General features: G+C 67.4%; 15 protein-coding genes and 1 pseudogene. 13 read left to right on the forward strand and 3 right to left on the reverse strand.

Annotated elements, in window-relative coordinates:
• Positions 1 to 3: 3 nt before the first annotated feature.
• The gene (locus tag V6M37_RS10150; RefSeq protein WP_332672879.1) at positions 4 to 1,335 is read right to left on the reverse strand and encodes a hemolysin family protein; all 1,332 of its coding nucleotides are present in this window, start codon (positions 1,333 to 1,335) and stop codon (positions 4 to 6) included.
• A gap of 667 nt (positions 1,336 to 2,002) precedes the next feature.
• Here V6M37_RS10150 and V6M37_RS10155 point away from each other — a divergent pair.
• Both V6M37_RS10155 and tilS read left to right on the forward strand, forming a co-directional pair.
• A complete protein-coding gene (locus V6M37_RS10155) occupies positions 2,003 to 2,971 on the forward strand; it encodes an acetyl-CoA carboxylase carboxyltransferase subunit alpha (RefSeq protein WP_332672881.1) in 969 nt (322 codons plus the stop codon).
• The gene (gene tilS, locus V6M37_RS10160) at positions 2,940 to 4,301 is read left to right on the forward strand and encodes a tRNA lysidine(34) synthetase TilS (protein WP_332672883.1); all 1,362 of its coding nucleotides are present in this window, start codon (positions 2,940 to 2,942) and stop codon (positions 4,299 to 4,301) included. The genes V6M37_RS10155 and tilS overlap by 32 nt, the downstream gene beginning before the upstream one ends.
• Before the next feature lie 24 nt (positions 4,302 to 4,325).
• On the opposite strand, the gene V6M37_RS10165 is transcribed toward tilS, so the two are convergent.
• Both V6M37_RS10165 and V6M37_RS10170 read right to left on the reverse strand, forming a co-directional pair.
• On the reverse strand, positions 4,326 to 4,943 hold the full coding sequence (locus V6M37_RS10165; RefSeq protein ID WP_332672885.1) for a response regulator transcription factor: 618 nt from the start codon (positions 4,941 to 4,943) through the stop codon (positions 4,326 to 4,328).
• On the reverse strand, positions 4,940 to 6,913 hold the full coding sequence (locus tag V6M37_RS10170; RefSeq protein WP_332672887.1) for a sensor histidine kinase: 1,974 nt from the start codon (positions 6,911 to 6,913) through the stop codon (positions 4,940 to 4,942). Before V6M37_RS10170 ends, V6M37_RS10165 begins: the two co-directional genes overlap by 4 nt.
• Before the next feature lie 188 nt (positions 6,914 to 7,101).
• On the opposite strand from V6M37_RS10170, the gene V6M37_RS10175 reads away from it, so the two are divergent.
• The 11 genes and pseudogenes from V6M37_RS10175 to V6M37_RS10225 form a co-directional block, all read left to right on the forward strand.
• Entirely contained in the window at positions 7,102 to 8,106 is a 1,005-nt protein-coding gene (locus V6M37_RS10175; protein ID WP_332672889.1) for a TRAP transporter substrate-binding protein, read from the forward strand.
• A 71-nt stretch (positions 8,107 to 8,177) separates the two neighbouring features.
• Positions 8,178 to 8,873 (forward strand): TRAP transporter small permease, encoded by a 696-nt coding sequence (locus V6M37_RS10180; protein WP_332672891.1) that lies wholly within the window; start codon positions 8,178 to 8,180, stop codon positions 8,871 to 8,873.
• Positions 8,870 to 10,153, forward strand: a complete 1,284-nt coding sequence (locus tag V6M37_RS10185; RefSeq protein WP_332672893.1) for a TRAP transporter large permease — start codon at positions 8,870 to 8,872, stop codon at positions 10,151 to 10,153. The genes V6M37_RS10180 and V6M37_RS10185 overlap by 4 nt, the downstream gene beginning before the upstream one ends.
• A 183-nt stretch (positions 10,154 to 10,336) precedes the next feature.
• Positions 10,337 to 11,290 (forward strand): ornithine cyclodeaminase family protein, encoded by a 954-nt coding sequence (locus tag V6M37_RS10190; protein ID WP_332672894.1) that lies wholly within the window; start codon positions 10,337 to 10,339, stop codon positions 11,288 to 11,290.
• 8 nt (positions 11,291 to 11,298) lie between these two features.
• Positions 11,299 to 12,066: a PP2C family protein-serine/threonine phosphatase gene (locus tag V6M37_RS10195; RefSeq protein ID WP_332672896.1), complete on the forward strand. Its 768-nt coding sequence runs from the start codon at positions 11,299 to 11,301 to the stop codon at positions 12,064 to 12,066.
• A 50-nt stretch (positions 12,067 to 12,116) separates the two neighbouring features.
• Positions 12,117 to 12,827 carry an FHA domain-containing protein gene (locus V6M37_RS10200; protein WP_332672898.1) on the forward strand — a complete coding sequence of 237 codons (711 nt, stop codon included), beginning with the start codon at positions 12,117 to 12,119 and terminating at the stop codon, positions 12,825 to 12,827.
• 135 nt (positions 12,828 to 12,962) lie between these two features.
• The gene (locus V6M37_RS10205; RefSeq protein ID WP_332672900.1) at positions 12,963 to 13,730 is read left to right on the forward strand and encodes a 3',5'-cyclic-nucleotide phosphodiesterase; all 768 of its coding nucleotides are present in this window, start codon (positions 12,963 to 12,965) and stop codon (positions 13,728 to 13,730) included.
• 72 nt (positions 13,731 to 13,802) lie between these two features.
• A complete protein-coding gene (locus V6M37_RS10210) occupies positions 13,803 to 16,166 on the forward strand; it encodes a GspE/PulE family protein (RefSeq protein WP_332672902.1) in 2,364 nt (787 codons plus the stop codon).
• A gap of 165 nt (positions 16,167 to 16,331) precedes the next feature.
• Positions 16,332 to 17,027, forward strand: coding sequence for a ribulose-phosphate 3-epimerase (gene rpe, locus V6M37_RS10215; protein ID WP_332672903.1), 696 nt, complete (start codon positions 16,332 to 16,334; stop codon positions 17,025 to 17,027).
• Between the two features lies 1 nt (position 17,028).
• Complete coding sequence (locus tag V6M37_RS10220; protein WP_332672904.1) at positions 17,029 to 17,700, forward strand: phosphoglycolate phosphatase; 672 nt, start codon at positions 17,029 to 17,031, stop codon at positions 17,698 to 17,700.
• A gap of 214 nt (positions 17,701 to 17,914) precedes the next feature.
• A pseudogene (locus V6M37_RS10225) lies at positions 17,915 to 18,664 on the forward strand (anthranilate synthase component I); the annotation flags it as partial.

An 18,664-nucleotide genomic window follows, 5' to 3' on the forward strand; every position in this document is an offset into this window, starting at 1 on the left:
GCGTCAGTCTGGGCGGGAGGGGTCCGGAGAGTCGACGGGCGGCGCTTCGAGGGGCTTCGCGATCCGCGTCGCGAGCACCTTGTCGATGCGCTTGCCGTCGAGGTCCACGACTTCGAGGCGCCATTCGTCCCACTGCGACACGTCTCCGGTGTGCGGCAGGCGTCCGAGCAGCCACATCACCATGCCGCTTAGCGTGTGGTAGCGGCCGCGGTCTTCCTCGGGCACGCTCTTCAGTTCGAGGCGGTCCTTCAGTTCGGGGATCGGAATCATGCCGTCGAGCAGCCACGAGCCGTCCTCGCGCTGCACGGCCCAGGCTTCCTCGAGGCCGTGCGGCTGAAACTCGCCGGTCACGGCTTCGAGCACGTCCTGCAGCGTGACCATGCCCTGGATTTCGCCGTATTCGTCGATGACGAACACCATGTGCGTGCTGGATGCGCGGAACTGGTCGAGCAACTCCATGCCAGTCAGCGATTCGGGTACATACACCGGCGGCTGCAGCTGCCGTGTGAGGTCGGCCTGGCCGCCTCTGAGCGTCTGGTTGAAGAGCTGCTTCGACGAGATGATGCCGAGGATGTCGTCGAGGCCGCCGCGACAGACCGGGAAGCGCGAGTGGTCGGATTCGGCCATCCGCGCGAGGTTTTCGTCGAGCGGGCGATTGACGTCGAGCCACACGAGGTCCGAGCGCGGCACCATCAGCGAGCCGATCTGGCGGTCGTCGAGGCGGAACACGTTGCGCACCATCTCGTGCTCGCTCTTCTCGATGATGCCGGCCTCCGAGCCTTCTTCGAGCAAGGCGTGGATTTCTTCCTCGGTCACGCTCGGCCCGCCTTCGTCCCGCTTGCCGAGGAGGCGCAGCAGCAGAGCGGTGGACCACGTGAGCAGCCGGACGAACGGCCGCGACGCGGCCGCCAACGCTTTCATCGGGCGCGCGACCAGCAGCGCGATGCCTTCGGGACTGATCTGGCCGATGCGTTTCGGCACCAGTTCGCCGACGACGATCGACACATAGGTGATGACGACGACGACGAGCACGGTCGCGCCGAACTCGCTCGACTGCTGCTCGAGGCCGAGTTCCTGCAGCCACGTCGCCAGCGGTGCGGCGAGCGCGGCTTCCCCGACGATGCCGTTCAGGATGCCGATCGACGTGATGCCGATCTGGATCGTCGACAGGAAGCGCGTCGGCTCTTCGCCGAGCTCGATCGCGACCTTCGCCGCCGCATCGCCCTCTTCGGCAAGGCGGGCGAGCCGGCCGCGCCGCGCGGTGATGAGCGCTATTTCAGACATCGCGAAGGCCCCGTTCAGCAGGATCAGCGCGATCAGAATCAGTATTTCCATTATTTCGGGAGATCCGGAACGGTCATCGACGGGCCGTGCCGCAGCAAGGGGCACGCCGCGCGTCCGCGACGCGGCAAAGCGCGGGGGAGAAGGTCGACGCGGCGGCGGGCGTGGCGCAGCCGGCCGGTGTGCGTGCCGGAACGGCGCGTGGGTTCAGGGAATCGGCGCGCGCGTTGTCGCGACCGTAATGTGCGGATAGTTGTGATGTGCGGGCAGTCGTGCCATGACGCCGCCGGGCGACCTGACGGCCACCGGCCATCCGGAGGGGAGCCGCCCGAGAGGGGAGTTCCGTCCGCGTACAACATCGGCCGCGCGCTTCGCGGGCGGTTCCGCTTCGCGCCGCGGGAATGCGCGGTTCGTCGCGACCGGCCGCGGGATATGTATTGCGACTACCCATGGTGCGGGGACGGATGGTTCCCCGCGACTCCTTGCTGTTGTTCCGACCTGGCGCATGATGCCTTATCGCCGGCGCGCATGTCACCCTTCCCGCCGGGCGAGGACGACCGCGGATCGACATTGGAACGCTTCCTCGCGTCGCGATCCGTCCGTTCCCGAAAGGCGGCGTACCGCGTGCGGGGCGCCGGAAAATGTACGCAAGTGCGTGATGCACGACGGTTTTTCGAGCGGAGGCGTTACAATACCGCACATTTTTTTTGGGACCGGGTGGATGAAGACCACTTTTCTCGATTTCGAACAGCCCGTCGCCGATCTGGAAGCGAAGATCGAGAAGCTGCGCTTCGTGCAGGACGACTCTGCCGTCGATATCTCGGAGGAGATTTCGCGGCTGGAGTCGAAGAGCCAGTCGCTGACGAAGGATCTGTACGGGAAGCTGACGCCGTGGCAGATCGCGCAGGTCGCTCGCCATCCGCAGCGGCCATACACGCTCGATTACGCTCGCTTGATCTTCACCGACTTCGTCGAACTGCACGGCGACCGCGCGTACGCCGACGACCAGGCGATCGTTGGCGGCATGGCGCGCTTCAACGGCCAGAGCTGCGTCGTCATCGGACACCAGAAGGGCCGCGATACCAAGGAAAAGATCCTGCGCAACTTCGGCATGCCGCGCCCCGAAGGCTATCGCAAGGCCCTGCGGCTGATGCGGCTCGCGGAAAAGTTCGGTCTGCCGGTGTTCACGTTCGTCGACACGCCGGGCGCCTATCCGGGCATCGGCGCCGAGGAGCGCGGCCAGTCCGAGGCGATCGGGCACAACCTCTACGTGATGGCGGAGCTCAAGGTGCCGATCATCTCGACGGTCATCGGCGAAGGCGGCTCGGGCGGCGCGCTCGCGATCGCGGTCGGCGACCAGGTGATGATGCTGCAGTATTCGACGTACTCGGTGATTTCGCCCGAAGGCTGCGCATCGATTCTGTGGAAGAGCGCCGAGAAGGCGCCGGAAGCGGCGGAAACGATGGGGATCACCGCGGCGCGGCTGAAGTCGCTCGGGCTGATCGACAAGCTCGTCAACGAACCGCTCGGCGGCGCCCACCGCGACCACCGCGCGATGGGGCAGAACCTCAAGCGGGCGTTGCAGGACGCGCTGCGCCAGGTTTCCGATCTTTCTCCGGCCGAACTTGTCGAGAAGCGTTTCGAGCGCCTGATGAGCTATGGCCGGTACAAGGAACAGAACGCCGCCTGACGCGCGGCTGACCGAGGCCGTCGCGCACGTCCTGCAGACGGCAGGCGTCGCGCCGCGGCAAACGCTCTGCGTCGCCTTCAGCGGCGGCGTCGATTCCACGGTCCTGCTCCATCTGCTTGCCGGCTTGCGCGGCCGTTTCGGTTTCGAACTCGCCGCCGCGCATGTCCACCACGGGCTGAGCACCAACGCCGACGCGTGGCTCGCCTGCTGTGCGCGGCAGTGCGCGGCGCTCGGCGTGCCTTTCCATCCGTTCCATGTCGCGGTTCCGCGCGATCACCCCGCCGGCCTCGAAGCGGCGGCGCGCGAGCTTCGCCACGCGGCGCTGTCCCGCGTCGCGTGCGAGTGGCTGGTGTTCGGTCATCATCTGGACGACCAGGCCGAGACGATGCTCTTCCGCCTGCTGCGCGGCACCGGCTTGCGCGGCGCGGGGGCGATGCGGGCGATCGACGGCGGCACGCCCGGCTGGCTGCGGCCGCTGCTCGGCGTGCGCCGCTCGGACATCGTCCGCTTCGCGCAGGCGGCGTTGCTCGATTGGGTCGAGGACGAAAGCAACGCCGACCCCGGTTTCGCGCGCAATTTCCTGCGGCACCGCGTCCTGCCGCTGGCCGCTGAAGCCTTTCCCGGCGCCGTGCCGGCGCTCGCGCGCGCGGCCGATCATTTCCGCGAGGCGGGCGAGCTGCTCGACGATCTGGCCGCGCTCGACGCGGCGGCCTGCGGCGAGGACTCGCTCGTGCGCGAGCGCGTCCTCGATCTCCCCGACGCGCGCCTGCGCAACCTGCTGCGCTACCGGATCCGGAGCATGGGATACGACGCGCCTCCCCGTGCGCGCCTCGTCGAAGCGGTGCGACAGCTTCGCGACGCGGGCGAGCGACCGCTCTTTCTGCCGTTGGGGGCGCTGAACTGCTGCGCGTACCGGGGCGAGGTGTGGCTGGAGGCGGGGTTCGACGGGGGCGCGGCAGAGCCCGTCGCATGGCGAGGCGAGCGGAGCCTGTCGTGGGGAAGCGGGGAAGTGCGCTTCGAGCCGGCGATCGGCGCGGGCATCGGCCGGGCGGCGCTCGAAGCGCGCGAGGCCGTGCTGATGCCGCGCTGGCCGGGTCTCACGCTGCGCGAGGCCGTGGAGCGGCCGCGCCGCACGTTCAAGAATCTTTGCCAGGAGGCCGGCATTCCCGCGTGGTTGCGACCGCGTCTGCCGGTGCTGCGCGTCGGCGGCGAAGCGGCGTGGATCGCGGAAATCGGCGTCGCGGCGGAGTTCCGCTGCGCGCCGGGCGAAGAGGGGGTGCTGCCGGCGTGGCGCCGGCGGGAGCGGCCGCGGAAAGGGCGGAAAGGATGAGCGCGCCGCGAGTGGGCGTGAGCTTCAGCCCGCGGGTTTCCCGCCGAGCAGATTGATCATCTGCGCGAGTTCGACCGCGGAGCGGACTTGCATCTTGTCGAACACTTTCGACCGGTGGGCCTCGACGGTGCGCATCGAAATGTTCAGTTCGTCGGCGATCACCTTGTTGTATTTGCCGGCGAGGATCTGGTCCATCACTTCCCGTTCGCGCGCGGTCAGCAGCGCGAGACGCGCCTCGATCGTCTCCCGGCTCGCCGCCGCCAACTGGCGTTCGGCGTCGGTTTCGAGCGCGCGCAGCACGACGTCCACGAGGTCGCTGTCGTTGAACGGCTTCTCGATGAAATCGAACGCGCCCTTCTTCAGCGCGGCGACCGCCATCGGCACGTCGCCGTGGCCGGTGATGAACACGACCGGCAGCTGGTTCCCGCGCGCGCGCAGGATGTCGAAGCATTCGAGCCCGCTCATCCCCTCCATCCGGATGTCGAGCACCGCGCAGCCGTGCCAGTCCGGCTGCACCGCGGCGAGGAAGCTTTCGGCACTGGCCCACGTGGAGCACGCGACGTTGCGCGTCTTGAACAGCCACTGCAGGGCGTCGCGGATGGCTTCGTCGTCATCGATGATGTGGGCACAGACCTGACTCATTGGGTTTCCACGGGTAGCGACAAGATGAAGATGGTACCGCCCTCGGGATTGCTTTCGAAACCCAGGCGGCCGTGATGGAGTTCGGCGATCGAGCGACAGATGTTCAGGCCCATGCCCATGCCTTCGGCCTTCGTCGTGAAGAAGGGCTCGAACAGGCGTCGCGCGGTTTCCGGGTCGATGCCGAGTCCGCGGTCGGCGACGCGCACGACGAGATTGCCGCCTTCCTCGCGCGTGCTGATCGCGACCGTGCGGCGCCCGGCGGGGTTGTCGCGCATCGCGTCCATGCCGTTGCGCAGCAGATTGACGACGACTTGCTCGATCATCACCGGGTCGGCCGCGGTCTCGGGCAGGTTCGGCGCGAGGTCGGTTTCGATCCGCATCCCGCGGCTGCGCGCGTCGGCCTCGATCAGTTCGACCGCGTCGCGGATCACCTCGTTGAGGTCGAGCGCCTTGCGCTTCGGCTTCGAGCGGCGCACGAAGTCATGCACGCGGCGGATGATCTCGCCGGCGCGACTCGCCTGGCGGCCGAGCTTGCGATGGGTATCCCGCAGCTCCTCGCGATCGATGTCCGGTTGTTCGAGGCGGTTCAGGCAGCCGGTGTTGTAGCTTGCGATCGCGGCGAGCGGCTGGTTCAGTTCGTGCGCGAGCGTCGAGGCCATCTCGCCCATCGTGATCAGGCGCGAGGTCGCCTGCAGCCGTTCTTCCTGCCGCTGGGCGAGTTCGCGCGCGCGCTTCTGCTCGGTGATGTCGAGCATCGAGCCCATCCAGCCGGTGTGGCGTCCGGCGACGTCGATCAGCGGCGCCTCGAAGATGAGCGCGTCGAGCCGCTCGCCGTTCTTGCGCCGCAGGCGCAACTCGACGCCCTCGGGCGGCGACTCGCCGGCGAGGATCATGTCATGGACTTCCTGCGTGCGTTCGAGGTGATCGGGATCCCAGTACGGAAGCGGCGGCAGGCGTCCGATCAGCTCTTCCGGCCCGTATCCGACCATCTTGCAAAACGCGGGATTGACATAGGTGATCCGGCCGGCGAGATCGCGCGCGCGCAGACCGGTCAGCAGCGAATCCTCCATCGCGCGGCGGAACAGCGACTCGCTGCGCAGCGCCTGTTCGGCGCGGTGCCGGCGTGCAAGCTGGCGGCGTAGTTGCCAGACGCTCCAGACGATGATGCCGGCGAGCAGGACGATCGAGGCGACGAGGAGCAGCGGCACCCAGCGGGTTTCGGCCCGATAGGTGGTGATCTTCAGCGCCAGTCCCTGCCCGGGCGGATCGAAGGGCATCGTGTAGCTCTGTTCGTCCGAGACCGGCGCGACCTTCGATTTCGCGACGATTTCGCGTCCGTCGGCGTCGAGCACGCTGACGCGATAGCGCTCGGAGAACCACCACGGCAGCTCGCGCAGGATCAGGTCCTGCAGCGAGTAGATGCCGACGACGGCGCCCAGAAAGGCGTCGTTCGAATACACGGGGACGTGGACCTCGAATTGATGGCTGCCGTCCGCGACTTGGTATGCCGGGCTGTAGGTCCGTCGGCCGACGGCACGCGCGAGGCGGAACACGGAGTCCGCCGGCACCGCGCCGGTCGTCTCGCCGATCAGATGGTTGTCGGACATCGGCGGCATCGCGCCCTTCGTGACGCCGTCCGGGTCGAGCCACAGCACGCGAACGAGCCCGCTCTGGGTTCGCAATATCTGCCTCACGCTCGCATCCGTCTGATCCTGGGGCCGGCCGGCCGCAAGGAGCTCGAGGCCGAGCTGCCCGAGCAGCGCGACGTTGCGGTCGAGCTGGAACTGAAGGTTCTGCTCCATCCACAGCACGTCGTTGATCAGGGCCATCCGCTGCTCTTCCTGGTCGTGCGAGCGCGTCAGCCACACGAGGGCGGCGATGACCGACAGGAACAGCGGCAGCGCGAGGTAAGGCAGCGTCGCGAGCCATTTCGCCGACGCCGGCGAATCGGACGCGCGGCGACTCGGCATCGGATGGACATCGGAGAAACGTCTTTTCGGCTCAGGGCTCATCGGCGGGCCTGACCGCAAGCGCTGTTGCGGACTTCCACAATAGGGTTCGGAGAAAGGGGGTACTAAAGTGCACTTGTATCTCGTGTCTTATAGCTTTTATCGCATAACCCGCACGGGTACGAGTCGTCCCTTAGGAGGAGAAGGTAATGAAATTTCGTGCGCTTTTCGTCGGTCTGGTTGCAATGGGCCTGTCCGCCGCGTCGGTCGCCGCCGAGCCGATCGTCATCAAGTTCAGCCACGTCGTCGCGAACGACACGCCGAAGGGCAAGGCTGCCGACAAGTTCAAGGAACTTGCGGAGAAATACACCAAGGGCGGCGTCAAGGTCGAAGTCTACCCGAACAGCACGCTGTACAAGGACAAGGAAGAAATGGAAGCGCTGCAGCTCGGCGCCGTCCAGATGCTCGCGCCGTCGCTCGCGAAGTTCGGCCCGCTCGGGGTGAAGGAGTTCGAGGCGTTCGACCTGCCGTACATCTTCGACGGCTACGACGACCTGCATAAAGTCACGAGCGGGGCGGTCGGCCAGAAGCTGCTCGGCAAGCTCGAAGCGCGCGGCATCAAGGGCCTGGCGTTCTGGGACAACGGCTTCAAGTCGTTCTCCGCGAACAGCCCGATCAAGAAGCCCGAGGATCTCAAGGGCAAGAAGATGCGCGTGCAGTCGTCGAAAGTGCTCGAGGAGCAGATGCGCACGCTGGGTTCGATCCCGCAGGTGATGGCGTTCTCCGAGGTCTATCAGGCGTTGCAGACCGGCGTCGTCGACGGCACCGAGAACCCGCACTCGAACCTGTACACCCAGAAGATGCACGAAGTGCAGAAGCACATGACGCTGACCGACCACGGCTACCTCGGTTACGCGGTCATCACGAACAAGAAGTTCTGGGACGGTCTGCCGGGCGAGATCCGCACGCAACTCGAACAGGCGATGAAGGAGTCGACCGAGTTCGCGAACCATATCGCGAAGGAAGAGAACGACAAGTCGCTCGAAGCGGTCCGCGCCTCCGGCAAGACCGAGATCTACAAGCCGACCGACGCCGAGAAGCTCGCGTTCAAGAAAGCGCTCGTGCCGGTGCATAAGAAGATGGAGTCGCGCATCGGCGCCGAGACGATCAAGTCGATCTACGAAGCGACCGGCTTCGATCCGTCTAAGCTGTAATCAACCATCGGCCAGAACGCCCGCCCGTCTCACATCTGAGCGGCGGGCGTTTTTGCGACGGGAGTCTCCCAATGCTGAAAGTGCTCGATCACCTCGAGGAATGGCTCATCACCTTCCTCATGGGGGCGGCCACGCTGATCATCTTCGTGTCCGTCATCCACCGTTATGGCTCCGGGTTGTCGATTCCCGGGCTGCAGGACTGGCTGCTGTCGCTGAACCTCGGCTGGGCGCAGGAGCTGACCATCATCATGTTCGTGTGGATGGCGAAGTTCGGCGCGGCCTATGGCGTGCGCACCGGCATCCACGTCGGCGTCGACGTGCTGATCAACCGGCTGTCGGCCGCCAACCGCGCCAAATTCATCGTCATCGGCCTCGGGGCCGGTGCGCTCTTCACCGGCATCGTCGGCACGCTCGGGCTCACCTTCGTGCTCGAGAACGGCGCCGAATATCAATTCCTGACCTGGTTCGGCAGGGACGTCGGCGACCTCTACGAAGGTCCGACGACGCCCGACCTCGAATGGCCGACGTGGATCGTGTATTCCGCGATTCCGCTCGGCTCCTACCTGATGTGCTTCCGCTTCCTGCAGGTGATGGCCGGCTTCCTCCGCACCGGTGAGCTGCCGACGCACGATCACGGCCACGTCGACGGCATCGAGGAGGAGCAGATCCCGCTCGACGCGAACTACCTCGACATGGACGACAACCTGCACCCGCACGACCTGACGCACAAACAGCTGGGCGAGAACGGCAAGGGAGACAAGCAATGAGCGCCGCCATCATCTTCGTCCTGCTCCTGGTGCTGATGCTCACCGGGATGCCGATCTCGATCTCGCTGGGTCTGACGGTCCTGACCTTCCTCTTCACGATGACCGAAGTGCCGATCGAGTCGGTCGCGCTCAAGCTCTTCACCGGCATCGAGAAGTTCGAGATCATGGCGATCCCGTTCTTCATCCTCGCGGGCAACTTCCTGACCCACGGCGGGGTCGCGCGGCGGATGATCAACTTTGCGACCTCGATGGTCGGTCACTGGTACGGGGGTCTCGGCCTGGGCGGCGTGATGGCCTGCGCGCTCTTTGCCGCGGTGTCGGGCTCGAGCCCGGCGACGGTGGTCGCGATCGGCGCGATCCTCTTGCCGGCGATGGTCAAGCAGGGCTTCCCGAACAAGTTCGGCGCGGGCGTCATCACGACCTCGGGCGCGCTCGGCATCCTGATCCCGCCGTCGATCGTGATGGTCATGTACTCGGTGTCGACGAACACCTCGGTGGGCGCGCTCTTCATGGCGGGCGTCGTGCCGGGGCTGCTGCTGGCGGTGTTCCTCGGCGTCACGACCTGGTACCGCGCGCGCAAGTTCAACTACCCGCGCCAGCCCAAGGCGAGTTGGGGCGAGCGGCTGCGCGCGTTCAAGGAGTCTGCGTGGGGGCTCTTCCTGATCGTCGTCGTCATGGGCGGGATCTACACCGGCATCTTCACGCCGACCGAAGCGGCCGCGATGAGCGCGGTGTATGCGTTCTTCGTCGCGGTGTTCGTGTACAAGGACCTGCGGATGCGCGACGTGCCGCGGGTGCTCTTGAACTCGGCGAACATGAGCGCGATGCTGCTCTACATCATCACCAACGCGGTGCTGTTCTCGTTCCTGCTCACGCACGAGAACATCCCGCAGCAGATGGCGGACTTCATGATCGGCACGGGCGTCGGGATGATCGGCTTCCTGATCATGGCCAACATCCTGATGCTGATCGCGGGCAACTTCATGGAGCCGTCGTCGATCGTGCTGATCCTCGCGCCGATCCTGTTCCCGATCGCGGTCAAGCTCGGGATCGACCCGGTGCATTTCGGCATCATCATGGTGGTGAACATGGAAGTCGGCATGTGCCACCCGCCGGTGGGCCTGAACCTCTATGTCGCCTCGGGCATCACGAAGATGGGGATCACCGAGCTCACGGTCGCCGTGTGGCCGTGGCTCGTGTCCATGCTGGTGTTCCTCGTGCTCGTGACCTATTGGCCCGCGATGTCGCTCGCGCTGCCGCGCGCGCTCGGCATGATGTAACGCCTTCCTCGGGAAGCGTCCGAAAAAGCCCGCCCTTCGTGGCGGGCTTTTTTTTTGCCCGCGGCGGGGCCGGTCGCCGAGCTAGAATGGGTCGAAGAGCGCGGCGGGCGCGCCGGAGTACGAGCGCCTCGCGACCGCCGCGATGTCCGCGTGCGGTATTGCCCTCATTTTTCCGGGAAGCTCATGGCTCTTTATCTGAAGGAAGAGGAAGTCGGCAGCCTTCTCGACATGCCGACGGTGCTCGAAGCGGTCGAGCAGGTGATGGCTGCGCACGGGCGCGGCGAGACGATCGATTTCCCGCGCCAGCGCGTGCGTCTGCCGAAGACGATGACGCACATGCTGCAGGGCGGTGTGCCGTCGCTGAACCTGTCCGGCTTCAAGGTGTATACGACGGCGGGCGGCCACAACCGCTTCTGGGTGCACCTCTTCGACGCGGCGACCGGCGACCCGGTCGCGGTGCTCGAAGCGGACCGCCTCGGGATGATGCGCACCGGCGCCGCGGCCGGCGTCGCGGCGCGCTGGCTGTCGCGGCCGGAATCGCGCGTCGCGGGCGTGTTCGGCTCGGGCTGGCAGGCCCAGGGGCAGATCCTCGCGCTGTGCGCGGTCCGCCCGATCGAGCGCTTCAAGGTGTTCGCGCGCAACCAGGAACGGCTGCGCTCGTTCTGCGAGCAGATGAGCAGCGAAACCGGGTGCGAGGTCGTGCCCGCCGCGAGCGCCGAGGAGACGGTGCGCGACTCGGACATCGTCGTCACGATCACGACCTCGCCGAAGCCGCTGTTCGACGCGGAATGGCTGTCGCCGGGCACGCACATCAACGCGGCCGGTTCTAACAGCCTCGCGCGGCAGGAGCTGTCGGAGGCCGCGGTGCGGCGCGCGGACGTGATCTGCGTCGACTCCCGCGAAGTCGCGCTGCGCGAAGCCGGCGACCTGATGCCGCTGCTCGAGAAGGGGCGCACGCAGCCGGGCCGCTGGGTCGAGCTCGGCGAAGTCGTCGCGGGGGTGCGGCCCGGCCGGGCCTCGGGCGACCAGATCACGCTGTTCGAGTCGCAGGGCATGGCGATCCAGGACCTCGCGGTCGCCGCTCGCGTCGTCGCCCACGCGCTCGAACGCGGCCTCGGCACGCCACTGCCTTACTAGGAGAGCCGGTGACGCCCGTCCCGCACGCGCGAAGGCCGGCGATCGAATGCTGCGCCCGCACGGACGTGGGGCGCGTTCGCGCGCGCAACGAGGATGCGCTGGCAGTGCGTGCGGAGCGGGGCTGGGCGGTGCTCGCCGACGGCATGGGCGGCTACCGCGGCGGCGACGTCGCGTCGCGGGTCGCGGTCGGCGCGGTGCTGCAGCGGCTGGAGCGGGAAGCGGCGGCGGGGCGGCTGGAAGACGTCGACGGCGTGCGGGAAGCGCTTGCCGGCGCGGCCCGGGGCGCGAACGACGCGATCCTCGTCGAAGCGCGCGCGCAGCCGAAGCTCGCGGGCATGGGTTCGACGCTCGTCGCGGCGGTCTTTCTCCCGGGCCGCGTCGTGTCGGCCAACGTCGGGGATTCGCGACTTTACCGGCTGCGCGCCGGCCTCTTCGAGCAGCTGACCCGCGACCACACGATGTTGCAGGAGCAGATCGACGGCGGCATCCTGAGCGCCGCCGACGCCGCCCGGATGGAGTTCAAAGGCATGCTGACCCGCGGCCTCGGCGTTCTGCCGGAGGTCGAGCCCGACGTCGGCGTCCACGTCGCGCGGGCCGGCGATCTCTTCCTGCTGTGCTCGGACGGCCTGACCGACATGGTCCGTGACGACGACATCGCTGTCGCGCTCGACCCGGCCGGACCGCTCTCCGCTTCTGCCGAGCGGCTCGTCGAGCGCGCGAATCTGAACGGCGGTCGCGACAACATCTCGGTCGTGCTGGTCCGGATGTCGGGCTGACCGGGCGTCCGCGCGGCGCCGCGTCTTTTTTTGGAAATGGAACGATAGCAATGCCGAAGCTGATCCTCAGCATGGACGGGCTGGTGCTCAAGGAGATCCCGCTCGACCGCGAGCGCATCACGGTCGGGCGCAAGCCGGTGAACGACATCCAGATCGACAACCTCGCGATCAGCGGCCAGCACGCGGTGATCACGACGATCCTCGACGACGCGTTCCTTGAGGACCTCAACAGCACGAACGGCACCTACGTGAACGGCCAGCCGGTCAAGAAGCACGTGCTGCGCAACAACGACATCATCGAACTCGGCAAGTACCGGCTGAAGTTTCTCGCCGACGCGCCGCGCGCCGCGTCCGCCGGGTACATCGACCCGGTCCTCCATGCCGCCTCGTCGCCGGACGCCGCGCCGGCGAAGCCGGCCGGCCACGACAGCGGACGGACACGACCGGAGCCCGTGGGGGCACCGCCGCACGCTGCGCGGCAGCGCCCCGGGGAGGGTGCGCCGGCCTGCATCCGCATCGTGAGCGGACCGGCCGCCGGGCGCGAACTCGACCTCGCGAAGCCGATGACGACGCTGGGCAAGCCGGGCCAGCAGGTCGCGGCGATCACGCGACGACAGCAAGGATATTTCATCGCGCATGTCGAAGGCGACGCGTATCCGCTCGTCAATGGCGCGCCGATCGACGCGCAGGGACGCCTGCTGCGCGAGCACGACGTCGTCGAGGTCGCCGGGATCCGGATGCAGTTCTTCCTCCGCGGCTGATCCCGCGTTTCGCCCGCGCGGCGACGTGCGGTAATGCACCGACCGCGCGGGAACGCGATGTTAGGGTGGCGACACTGACGAAAACCACGCTGCGGCGCGCCGGACGGCGACGCAGCGGCGCAACGACTGGAACTCATGAAGCTCAAGGTGCTCGGCTGCAGCGGCGGAATCGGCGGGCGCCATGCCCGCACGACCGCCTTCCTTGCCGACGACGACATACTGATCGACGCCGGCACCGGCGTCGGCGACCTCGAGCTCGACGACCTCGCGCGCATCGATCACATCTTCGTGACGCATTCGCATCTCGATCACATCGCGTCGATTCCGCTCCTCGTCGACTCGGTCGGCGACCTGCGCACCGTCCCGGTCACGATCCACGCGACGCCCGAGACGATCCGCATCCTCCGGGCGCACGTCTTCAACTGGCTGATCTGGCCGGACTTCAGCGTGATTCCGGACGAGCATCGCCCCTACATGCGCTTCCACCCGCTGACGGTCGGCGAGCCGGTGAAGCTCGGCACCCGCACGATCACGCCGTTGCCCGCGCTGCACACCGTGCCCGCGGTCGCGTACTGTCTCGACAGCGGGCGGGGCAAGCTCGTCTATACCGGCGACACCGCCTATTCGGCCGAGCTGATCGCGGCGATCAACCGACTCGACGACCTGCGCCACCTGATCATCGAGACCGCGTTCAGCGACAGCCAGCACGGCCTCGCGGTCGCCGCCCGTCACCTTTGCCCGGCGACGCTCACGGCGATGCTGCAGGATCTCGCCGTCTCGCCCGAGGTCTTCGTGACGCATCTCAAACCGGGCCAGGTCGAGCGGATCCTGAGCGAGATCGCCGACCGCGGCGAGGGCCCGCCCCCGCGCGCGCTCGAGCAGGGGCAGGTCATCGAGTTCTGATTTTCCGCATCACGCACGGATCGCTAGAATGCGCCGGCGCTCCAATGAACATTCCCGTTTGCAGGATCCCGAATGCCGACTACCGGAACTTCCGGAAAGGCGGGGGCAGGCAGTGACGTCGCCGGCCGCCTCGCGTTCTTCAAGGGCCTTCAGGCCATCACCGCCCGCATCCACGCGACGCAGGACGTGGACGAGATCGTCTTCGAGCTGGCGCGCGAACTGTGCGCGCTGTTCGAGGCGGAAAGGCTGTCGTTCTTCACCGTCGACGAATCCGGCTCGGCGCTCGTCGCCCGCGTGAAGACCGGCGCTGCCGCGCTCGGCGGCGTCCGCCTGCCGATCGACGAGAGCAGCATCGCCGGCTACGTCGCGCTCTCCCGGCATCCGGTGAACATCCGCGACGTCTACGACGCCGCCGGCCTCGCCGCGATTTCGCCCGGGCTCGCGTTCCGCAAGACCGGGGACGAGCGCAGCGGCTACCGCACGCGGCAGATGCTGGCGGCGCCGGTCGTCGATCCCGAAGGCGGCGCGCTGTACGCCGTGATCCAGCTCATCAACACGCGCCACGACGGCGAGTTTTCCGGCATCGCCCAGGAAGGCTTGCTCGCGCTGGCGCAGACGCTCGGCGCCGCGTTCGCGAAACGCAGCAAGGCGCCGGCGACGCTGCGCTCGCGCTATCACGCGCTGATCGCCGAAGGGCGCATCACCGCTGCGCAGCTCGAGGACGCGGTGCGCCGCGCGCGCGAAGCCGGCCGGCGGGCCGACGACGTTCTCGCGGACACTTTCGGCCTCACGCTCGCCGAGCTCGGCGAGGCGGCCGCCCGCTTCTACCACGTGCCATACGAGCCGTTCCGCCAGGAGCGCGTCAGGCAGATGGACCTGCTGCGTCACATCAAGCGCGAGTACGTCGAGCAGAACCTGTGGCTGCCGCTCGAGGAGACAAACGAGGGGATCGTCGTGCTCGCGGTCGATCCGGAGCGCGTACGCGCGTCGCGCATCGCGCAGAACGTGTTCCCGAAGAGCCGACTCGTGTTCCGCGTCACGACCGCGGCGGAATTCGATCGAACCGTCGACCAGTTCTTCGAGCCGTCGATGGGGCTCGGCTCGGTGTCGGACCTGCTGCACGATCTCCTCGAAGAGGAGCAGGAGATCTCGGTCGCCGACGACGTCATGGCCGCGGCGGACAACGAACTCGTCAAGCTCGTCAACAAAGTCATCATCGACGCGTACCGGCAGGGCGCCTCCGACATCCACATCGAGCCGCGCCCCGGCAAGGAAAAGACGCAGATCCGCTTCCGCAAGGACGGCACGCTCGTGCCGTATATCCAGGTGCCGGCGAGCTACCGCAACGCGCTCGTGACGCGGATCAAGATCATGTGCGACCTCGACATCTCCGAGCGCCGCAAGCCGCAGGACGGCAAGATCAAGTTCCGCAAGTTCGCGCCGCTCGACGTCGAACTGCGCGTCGCGACGGTGCCGACCGCCGGCGGCCTGGAAGACGTCGTGATGCGGCTGCTCGCGAACAGCGAGCCGATCAAGCTCGACAAGCTGGGCCTGACCGCGCACAACCTCGAACGGCTGAAGAAGGTCATCACGAAGCCGTACGGGCTGTTCTTCGTCTGCGGCCCGACCGGCTCGGGCAAGACGACGACGCTGCACTCGATCCTCGGCCACATCAACACACCCGAGACGAAGATCTGGACCGCCGAAGACCCGGTCGAGATCACGCAGAAGGGGCTGCGCCAGGTGCAGGTGAACCGCAAGGCCGGGCTCGACTTCGCGACGATGATGCGGGCGTTCCTGCGCGCCGACCCGGACGTCATCATGGTCGGCGAAATGCGCGACCTCGAGACGGTGTCGGTCGGCATCGAAGCGTCGCTGACCGGCCACCTCGTGCTGTCGACGCTGCACACCAACAGCGCGCCGGAGTCGATCGTGCGCCTGCTCGACATGGGCATGGACCCGTTCAACTTCGGCGACGCGCTGCTCGGCGTGCTCGCGCAGCGGCTCGCGAAGCGGCTGTGCGAGCATTGCAGGACGGCGTATCGGCCCGACGAGGCGGAAGTGCTGCAGTTGCTCGACGAATACTGCGAGGACATGCAGGCGACGCCCAATTTCCGCGAGGACCCGGCGGCCGCCCGCGCGGCGGTGTTCGCGAGGCTGCGCGCAACGCACGCCGACGAGGACGGCCACTTCACGCTGTATCGCGCGGTCGGCTGCAGCGAGTGCAACGTGGGATACAGGGGACGCGTCGGGCTGCACGAACTGATGCTCGCGTCGCCGGAGGCGAAGCGCCTGATCCAGGAGCGCGCGCGCGTGTCGCAACTGCTCGGCGTCGCGCTCGCCGAAGGGCTGCGGACCTTGCGCCAGGACGGCATCGAGAAGGTTCTGGCCGGCATCACGGACATGGCGCAGGTGCGGCGCGTCTGCGTGCGCTGAGCAGGCGCCCGGTTTCTCGCAGCCGGATCGCGCGAAGCGAACGCGGGCCGCGGCGACCGAGACCACTGGCCGAAACGGGCCGACCGGTGCCCGACGCGACGCCGAATGGACGGTGGTCGGGTGCGAGCGGGTAGAATCCGGGCTCGGGACCCCCAGGAGAAACCCATGTACCGCATCGCTCCCAGCCTGCTTTCAGCCGATTTCGCGCGGCTGGGCGAAGAAGTCCGGAACGTCGTCGCCGCCGGTGCCGACTGGATCCATTTCGACGTGATGGACAACCACTACGTCCCGAACCTGACGATCGGCCCGCTGGTCTGCGAGGCGATCCGCCCGCACACGACCGCGCCGATCGACGTCCACCTGATGGTGAAACCGGTCGACCGCATCGTGCCGGACTTCGCGAAGGCCGGCGCGAACATCATCACTTTCCACCCGGAAGCGTCCGAGCATGTCGACCGCACGCTGCAGCTGATCCGCGACTGCGGCTGCCAAGCCGGCCTCGTGTTCAACCCGGCGACGCCGCTGCATTACCTCGACCACGCGCTCGACAACATCGATCTCGTGCTGCTGATGAGCGTGAACCCCGGCTTCGGCGGGCAGAAGTTCATCCCGGGCACGCTGAACAAGCTGCGGGCGACGCGGGCGAAGCTCGACTCGTACGAGGCCGAGACGGGTCGCCGCATCCTGCTCGAGATCGACGGCGGCGTGAAGGTCGACAACATCGCCGAGATCGCCGCCGCCGGCGCCGATACCTTCGTCGCCGGCTCCGCGGTGTTCGGCGCCGCGAGCGACGCCGACGCGCACCGCTACGACACCGTGATCGCGGCGCTGAGGTCCGAACTCGCGAAGGCGGGGGACTGAGATGAAGCGCTTCGCGGTGCGCGCGGTGCTGTTCGATCTCGACGGCACGCTGCTCGATACGATCGCCGATCTCGCCGAGGGCGCGAACCGGATGCTCGTCGAACTCGGCCGCTCGCCGCGGCCGCTCGCCGAGATCCATTCCTTCGTCGGCAAGGGCATCCCGAATCTCGTGTGGCGCTGCATGACCGAGAACGCGCACGCGACCGACGCCGAAGTCGAGCACGCGATCGCGGTCTTCCGTCGGCACTATGCCGCGGTCAATGGACAGAACGCGACCGTCTACCCCGGCGTGCCCGAGACGCTCGACGCGATGCGCGCGCTCGACCTGCGCCTCGCGTGCGTGACGAACAAGGCGCAGGACTTCACGCTGCCGCTGCTCGAACACATGGGCCTGACCGGCTATTTCGGCGCGATCGTCAGCGGCGACACGCTGCCGGTGAAGAAGCCCGACCCCGCAGTCCTGCATCACGCGTGCGCCTTGCTCGGCGTCGAGGCGTCGCAGGCCCTGATGATCGGCGACTCCGCGAACGACGCGCTCGCGGCCCGCGCGGCGGGGATGCCGGTGCTGCTCGTGACTTACGGTTATAGCGAAGGCATGCCCGTGGACACCATCGAATGCGATGGGCTACTATCGGTCGCCACCGGGGCGCTCGAACTCATCGACGCGATCTGACGGTTTCCCCGCCGACTTCACTCACTACCGCGAATCGACGTGACGCACGACAACCGGATTCCGGACAAGGAACGCATCGAGCCCGCCGCCACGCGCTGCTGCTGGCGGCGTTGGTGCTCGTGGCCCGCGGGCCACTAAAACGCGACCGCTTTCGCGGGCTGCCGATGCGCCCGCACCCCCTTGTTCCGATCGAACCGTTTCCCGTGGAGTCACGATGCTCGAACATGAATTCAACGCGCTGGCCGCGCAGGGCTACAACCGCATCCCGGTCACGCTCGAAACCTTCGCCGACCTCGACACGCCGCTGTCGATCTACCTGAAGCTCGCGAACGAGCCCTACAGCTACCTGCTCGAATCGGTGCAGGGCGGCGAGCGCTTCGGCCGCTATTCGATGATCGGGCTGGCCGCGTCGACGCGGATCGAAGTCTATGGCCGCTCGGCGCTGCTGCTGACCGGCAACCGTCTCGTCGAACGACGCGACTACGGCGATCCGCTGAACTACGTCGCCGAGTTCATGGCGCGCATCAAGGTGCCGCCGCGCGACGGGCTGCCGCGCTTCGCCGGCGGGCTGGTCGGCTGCTTCGGCTACGACACCGTGCGCTACATCGAGCCGCGCCTCGCGAAGACCGAGAAGGCCGATACGATCGGCACGCCGGACATCCTGCTGCTGCTGTCCGAGGAAATCGCGATCGTCGACAACCTGTCGGGCAAGCTGACGCTCGTCGTCTATGCCGAGCCGGAAGTGCCTGGCGCGTTCAAGCGCGCGAAGAAGCGCCTGCGCGACCTGCTCGCGCGGCTTCGCGCGCCGGCGGTGATTCCCGAGGACGTGCACGCCGAATCGCAGCCCGCGACGTCGAGCTTCGGCGAGGACGCGTTCAAGGTCGCGGTGAACCGCGCGAAGCAGTACATCATCGACGGCGACATCATGCAGGTCGTGCTGTCGCAGCGCATGAGCAAGCCGTAC

Source organism: Aromatoleum sp., from assembly GCF_036675785.1.
In the GTDB taxonomy this organism is placed as follows: Bacteria; Pseudomonadota; Gammaproteobacteria; order Burkholderiales; family Rhodocyclaceae; genus Aromatoleum.